This window comes from Emticicia sp. (genome assembly GCF_049241225.1).
Taxonomy (GTDB): domain Bacteria; phylum Bacteroidota; class Bacteroidia; order Cytophagales; family Spirosomataceae; genus Emticicia.
In genome coordinates this window covers 2783-8495 of the sequence record NZ_JBMLRC010000143.1, presented here as the reverse complement: position 1 = coordinate 8495, position 5713 = coordinate 2783, and the positions used below count along the sequence as shown (strand labels likewise).

At 38.4% G+C, this 5713-nt stretch carries 5 protein-coding genes and 1 pseudogene; 5 read left to right on the top strand and 1 reads right to left on the bottom strand.

What is annotated here, in order from left to right:
- Together ACOVO2_RS08570 and ACOVO2_RS08565 are read left to right on the top strand one after the other, a co-directional pair.
- Positions 1 to 246: pseudogene (locus ACOVO2_RS08570) on the top strand (serine protease); the annotation flags it as partial.
- A 304-nt stretch (positions 247 to 550) separates the two neighbouring features.
- Positions 551 to 1831, top strand: a complete 1281-nt coding sequence (locus ACOVO2_RS08565; protein ID WP_421769558.1) for a M16 family metallopeptidase — start codon at positions 551 to 553, stop codon at positions 1829 to 1831.
- A 135-nt stretch (positions 1832 to 1966) separates the two neighbouring features.
- On the opposite strand, the gene ACOVO2_RS08560 is transcribed toward ACOVO2_RS08565, so the two are convergent.
- Positions 1967 to 2968: an SMP-30/gluconolactonase/LRE family protein gene (locus tag ACOVO2_RS08560; RefSeq protein WP_421769557.1), complete on the bottom strand. Its 1002-nt coding sequence runs from the start codon at positions 2966 to 2968 to the stop codon at positions 1967 to 1969.
- A 185-nt stretch (positions 2969 to 3153) separates the two neighbouring features.
- On the opposite strand from ACOVO2_RS08560, the gene ACOVO2_RS08555 reads away from it, so the two are divergent.
- The 3 genes from ACOVO2_RS08555 to ACOVO2_RS08545 all read left to right on the top strand — a co-directional run bounded on the left by ACOVO2_RS08555 (position 3154) and on the right by ACOVO2_RS08545 (position 5624).
- Entirely contained in the window at positions 3154 to 3831 is a 678-nt protein-coding gene (locus ACOVO2_RS08555; protein WP_188767192.1) for a helix-turn-helix domain-containing protein, read from the top strand.
- 296 nt (positions 3832 to 4127) lie between these two features.
- A complete protein-coding gene (locus tag ACOVO2_RS08550) occupies positions 4128 to 5075 on the top strand; it encodes an NAD(P)-dependent alcohol dehydrogenase (protein WP_421769556.1) in 948 nt (315 codons plus the stop codon).
- Positions 5076 to 5093: 18 nt separating this feature from the next.
- On the top strand, positions 5094 to 5624 hold the full coding sequence (locus ACOVO2_RS08545; protein WP_421769555.1) for a GrpB family protein: 531 nt from the start codon (positions 5094 to 5096) through the stop codon (positions 5622 to 5624).
- Positions 5625 to 5713: the final 89 nt, after the last annotated feature.

Here is a 5713-nt window from a genome sequence, read left to right as displayed (position 1 = left end):
AAGCAACGCATGGGTATTCAGGGTGGAGTAATGGTGAAGAAAATCTATGAAGGAGATATTGCTGATTATACACAAATGCGTGAAGGTTTCGTAATTATGAAAGTGGGAGATAAACGCATCAATTCGGCAAATGATTTCAAGGCTGCCATCAAAGAAGCCAAAGAAAATGAAGAAGAAGGCGTAATGATTTGCGGAACGTACCAAAGTTCGGCTCGTACGACCTGCTACGGATTGAGTTTAGAGTAAATTAAGTAAAGAGTAAATAAAAACGCACTTATGTCGATAAACTTTTATCTTCATAAGTGCGTTTTTCTATGTAGAAGGTTAAAATTTTACTTTTTAGCTATACATTTACGTCAGCGTTTTCACCATTGCTGTTAGGTTATGCCTGATTAACCTCCCCCAACTCCTCTCCTGCGAGGAAAGGGGCTTGAATTTCCTTCAAGTAGAAGTCCTTCTCCTTTGAGGAGAAGGATTTAGGATGAGGTAATCTGACAAGTTATAGCGTTTTCACTGACACCATATTCGATAAATTATAAATAGATTTTTGATGATTTTAGACCGAACCATTGCTCCACCATCAAGGAAAGTAGAACACGTAAATATTCCGACTGCTGAAAAGATAATTCTTGATAATAATATTCCACTTTATACAATACGAGCGGGCGAGCAGCCAGTAATGCGTTTGGAATTGATTTTTGATGCGGGTAGTAAATTCGATGCCATTGGCGGAGAATCTCTCTTTGTTTCAAAAATGCTTACTGAAGGCACAAAAGATCATAAAGCCGCCGAAATTAGCGAGTTTTTTGACCAGTTTGGAGCTTTTACCGAAATTACACAATCTTTCGAGCGACTTGCTATTACGGTTCACGGACTAACCAAGCATCTAACAAAACTTTTGCCGATGCTCAAAGAAATGATTTCAGAGTCGGTTTTTCCCGAAAAAGAGTTTTCAATGCAAAGAAATATCGCTTCGCAAACCCTCAAAGTCAATCTCGAAAAAACTGCTTTTGTGGCCAGCCAAACTTTCAGAGAACAGATTTTTGGTGCAAATCATCCTTACGGAAAATCGGTCAATCAAGCCATTATCGAGAATATTACGCCCGAAGCAGTTCGTGAGTTTTATGTGAAACAAATCAGCGGAAAATCATTCACGATTTTTTTATCGGGAAATTTCGGTGAAGAAGAAATAAGAGCCTTGAACGAAAGTTTTGGGCAAATGCCAGCCAGTTTACCAGAAAAATTAGAAGAGAAATTTCCAGAAACCCCAAAAGTTGGCGAGAATTTGCTTGTAAATCGCCCAGAGAATCTACAATCTTCAATTCGAGTTGGTAGAAAATTATTTAATCGTTCGCATCCCGATTTCTTCAAGTTTATAGTCACTAATACAATTTTTGGTGGGTACTTCGGCAGCCGATTAATGAAGAATATCCGTGAAGAAAAAGGTTTTACCTACGGTATTTCATCATCGTTGATTCCGCAAAAAGAAGGTGGTTATCTGATTATCGGAACTGATGTGAAAAAAGAATTTACGCAACAAACAATCGACGAAATACACAAAGAAATTATTCGCCTACAAACCGAACAAATTTCAGAAAACGAACTCGAAACAGCCAAAAATTATATGATTGGCTCGTTTGTAGGTTCATTGAATACACCATTTGAAGTAGCCGACCGCCAAAAAGTAGTGATTTTAGAAAACCTGCCGAGCGATTTTTACCAAAATTATATTCAGCAAGTAAATGCCGTCTCAGGCGGAGATGTCATGGAAATTGCTAATAAATACCTCAATGCCGAAGAACTTTGCGAAGTTGTAGTAGGAGGGAAGTAAAAATAATCTCAAAACTTTGTGCCACACTAATTCAGTCCACCGTCAATAGTCGACAAGTCTACAGTAGCTTAATCTCTGCTGCTTGAAAAAATGCCGATTTTGATTCAGTAACTCGATAAAGTGTGGCACAAATATTTAGAAACCATTGCCAATCGTCAGTGTCTGCACTTTCAGCAAATACATATCGGCCGTAATGTATAGTACCGAGCCATCGTTTCCGAACGCACAGTTGGCCGTTGCTTCGCCCGTATCAATTCTGCCCAATAATTTAGCTTCGGGCGATAAAATCAAGATTCCTCCCGGCCCAGTTGTAAAAATATTGCCTTTTTTATCAATTTTTAGTCCATCGGGTAAGCCTTTTAGTCCTTGCTTTACCATTGAGGTCATATCATAGAAAACACGTCCTTTTCCCACTTTTCCATCAACAAAAACGGGGTACGCCATCAAATAAGCACGGTCAGGGTCAGACTGTGCCACGTAAAGCGTTTTTTCATCGGGCGAAAATGCCAAACCATTCGGGCGAGTTAAATCTTCAATAATTAATGTCGTTTTCCCTGTCTTATCAACTCTATAAACGCCAAAAAGTGGCGTTTCACGACTTGGGTCATCTTCTTTTTGGCGTAGACCATACGGTGGGTCGGTAAAATAATAATCTCCGTTTGATTTCTGTACGACATCGTTTGGGCTATTAAATCTTTTTCCCATATAATTATCGGTCAATGTACGTTTTCCGCCAAAAGTCAGCGGCATTTCTGCCAATCTTCGGTCGCCGTGTTCGCACGAAACCAGATTTCCTACTCGATTGATAATCAAACCGTTGCTTCCTGGCTCGTCGCTGTATGGTGGAATTCCAGTATAGCCCGAAGGTTTTAAAAACTCAGTAATTTCTTCGCCTTTTTTCCAGCGATAAATTGTATTGGCGGGTACATCCGAAAACAACAGATATTCGCCATCTTTTACCCAAGCTGGACCTTCCGACCAGACAAAACCTTCGCCCAAAACTTCAATTTTGGTGTTCGCATCTAAAATTTTGTCTAAAGCGGCATCGTAGCGGTCGATTTTACCAATGGTTTTTGATTGGGCAGTAATAATGTGAGTACTCATAGAAAAAAGTGAGAATAGTAGAAGTTTTTTCATTTTGGGTTAGGTTAGTTTTAAACAAACGAAATTAAACTAAGTTATGCTAATATGTGTTAAATACTTGAAAATTTTGTTGAGGTTCTTTGATAATCAAGGCAAAAAGTATATTTTTAAAAAAGATTTTTACGTTCTTTCCACCACACAAGACTGCTGTAAAGAACCATAACCCAATCATTCGAGAAATGATGGTGGATTACCAACCAACCCAACAGTCAAAAATTGATTTACGGGTACTAAAAGAACTGGTTCGCCACGGCGAAAACAAGTTCGTAGAATTTAAACTAAAAACCAATCACCCTGAGAAGATTGTCAGGGAAATGGTTGCTTTCGCCAATACCGATGGTGGAAAATTGATTGTGGGCATCGGCGACGACAAGAGCATAAAAGGCTTGAAATTTCCCGATGAAGATGAGTATATTCTGCAAAAAGCCATCGAAAAATACATTTATCCTGCCATTGATTATCATCTCGAACGCCTAATTGTTGAGGGCGAGCGTGAGGTTTTAATTTATGATATTCAGAAAAGTCCGTTTAAGCCACACTACGTAGATTTAGATGGGATTGCCGAAAACCGTCGGGCGTATGTACGTGTAGCCGACCGCTCAGTGCAAGCCAGCAAAGAAATGCGAGAAATTCTGAAAGGCGAACGCAAGGGGCTGAATATCAAGTTTAATTACGGAGAAAAAGAACGAATTTTGATGAAATATTTGGCCGAAAATCCAACCATCACGGTAGATACCTACGCCAGCATTGCCAATATTCCTCGAAAAGTCGCTTCCCGAACTTTAATAGTATTGGTATTGGCCAATGTTATAAAAGTACAACCCCACGAAGTGCAGGATTTTTTTGTGGCGGCATAATTATTCCTGATGTTATGCAAAAAGGTACAGAGTACCTTAATATTTGTAGAAATGTTGAGCGATAACCTCACTCAAGCTACGTAGTAGCATAATATTATACTCATCAAACTCAATATTACGCTACTACGTAGCTTTTGTGTGCTTGTTTACATTATTACTACAATTATCACGCAGCTCTGCTGCTTTAAGTCACAAGAGGCATTAAATTTCCCCTAATAAAGTCTTTTATTGCCTTTTGTCAATATTTGGTGGTTTATTTTGCTGCTTAGCTTTTGTTTTGAATCAAAAACAAGATTATGAAAGCTATTATAAATACTGAATACGGCTCGGCTGATGTACTTAAACTACAAGAAATTGAGAAACCGATACCAAAGCCTAACGAAGTTTTGGTGAAAGTTTATGCAACAACCGTCAATCGAACTGATACGGGTTTGCGTTCGGCCGAATATTTTATTTCAAGATTATTTACGGGACTTTTTAAACCGAGATTTCACACTCTCGGTAGCGAATTTGCAGGAATTATTGAACAAATCGGCGAAAATGTTAAGTCATTTAAAGTCGGAGATGAAATATTTGGACTAAGCACATCAAACTTTGGCACTCATGCCGAATACCTCGCCATACCCGAAAGTGCTTCTATTGCCCTCAAGCCACAAAATTTCACGTTCTACGAAGCTGCTTGTATTTGTGAAGGACCCTATCTGGCTTTAAATTATTTAACAAAATTCAAGATTGATAGCACGACCAAAATACTTATCAATGGAACTTCTGGCTCGATTGGGAGTTCGGGCTTGCAGTTGGCAAAATATTTCGGAGCGGAGGTAACAGCCGTAACCGATACTAAAAATCTCGCTTTAGCAAAGACTCTCGGAGCCGATTTTGTGGTAGATTATACGAAAGAAGATTTTACGGATACCGATAAAAAGTTTGATTTGGTCTTTGATGCCGTTGGCAAAAGTTCGTTTTTCAAGTGCAAAAAACTGTTGAAAGAAAACGGCACATACTTTTCGACCGAACTTGGGTATTTATCTCAGAATGTTTATTTACCACTTTTTACCAAGAAAATCATTTTCCCAATTCCAAAAGATACGAAAGAACAAGTAGAGTTTTTCAAAGATTTAGCCGAAAAGGGGCATCTTCGGGCTATAATTGATAGACAATACACTTTGGAAGAAGTTGCCGAAGCACATCGATATGTCGAAAAAGGTATGAAAGTGGGAAGTGTTTCTATTAAAGTTGTTTGATTAGGATAAGAAAAAACGATGCTGATTCAAGAATATCAAGAAAAATGGGTAGAAGATTTCAAGGCTATCGAAAGTGTTATTACTGATGCTTTGATAGGTCTTAATATATCTATTGAACACGTTGGAAGCACCGCCGTTCCGAAGTTGGCAGCCAAACCAATCATTGATGTTGATATTGTTTACGGAAAAGATGTGTCTTTTGAAACAATAAAAAAGGGATTGGAGAAAATAGGATATTTCCACAATGGAAATCAGGGAATTATAAATAGAGAGGTATTTAAAAGAAAAAACAGGTGGAGTAAACACCAAATACTCGACGCAATTACGCATCATTTATATGTCTGCCCTGTTGATAGTGAAGAATTGCAAAGACATATTAGATTCAGAAATTATCTGATTGCTAATGAAACTGCCAGAACTGAATACCAACAACTAAAATATGAGATTGCCGTTGCTGCTAACCAAGATAAAAAGCAATATGCAGCACTAAAAGAAGTAAAAGCGAGAACTTTTATCAATGACATTCTTACAAAAGCTGACCAATTATAGATTAATTACAAACTTATCGGCATCTAAATAAGCTGGAAAACGTTGGCGAAACTCGTCGAGCGAAGAGCGGTCGAGTGTGTGGTGGTGAA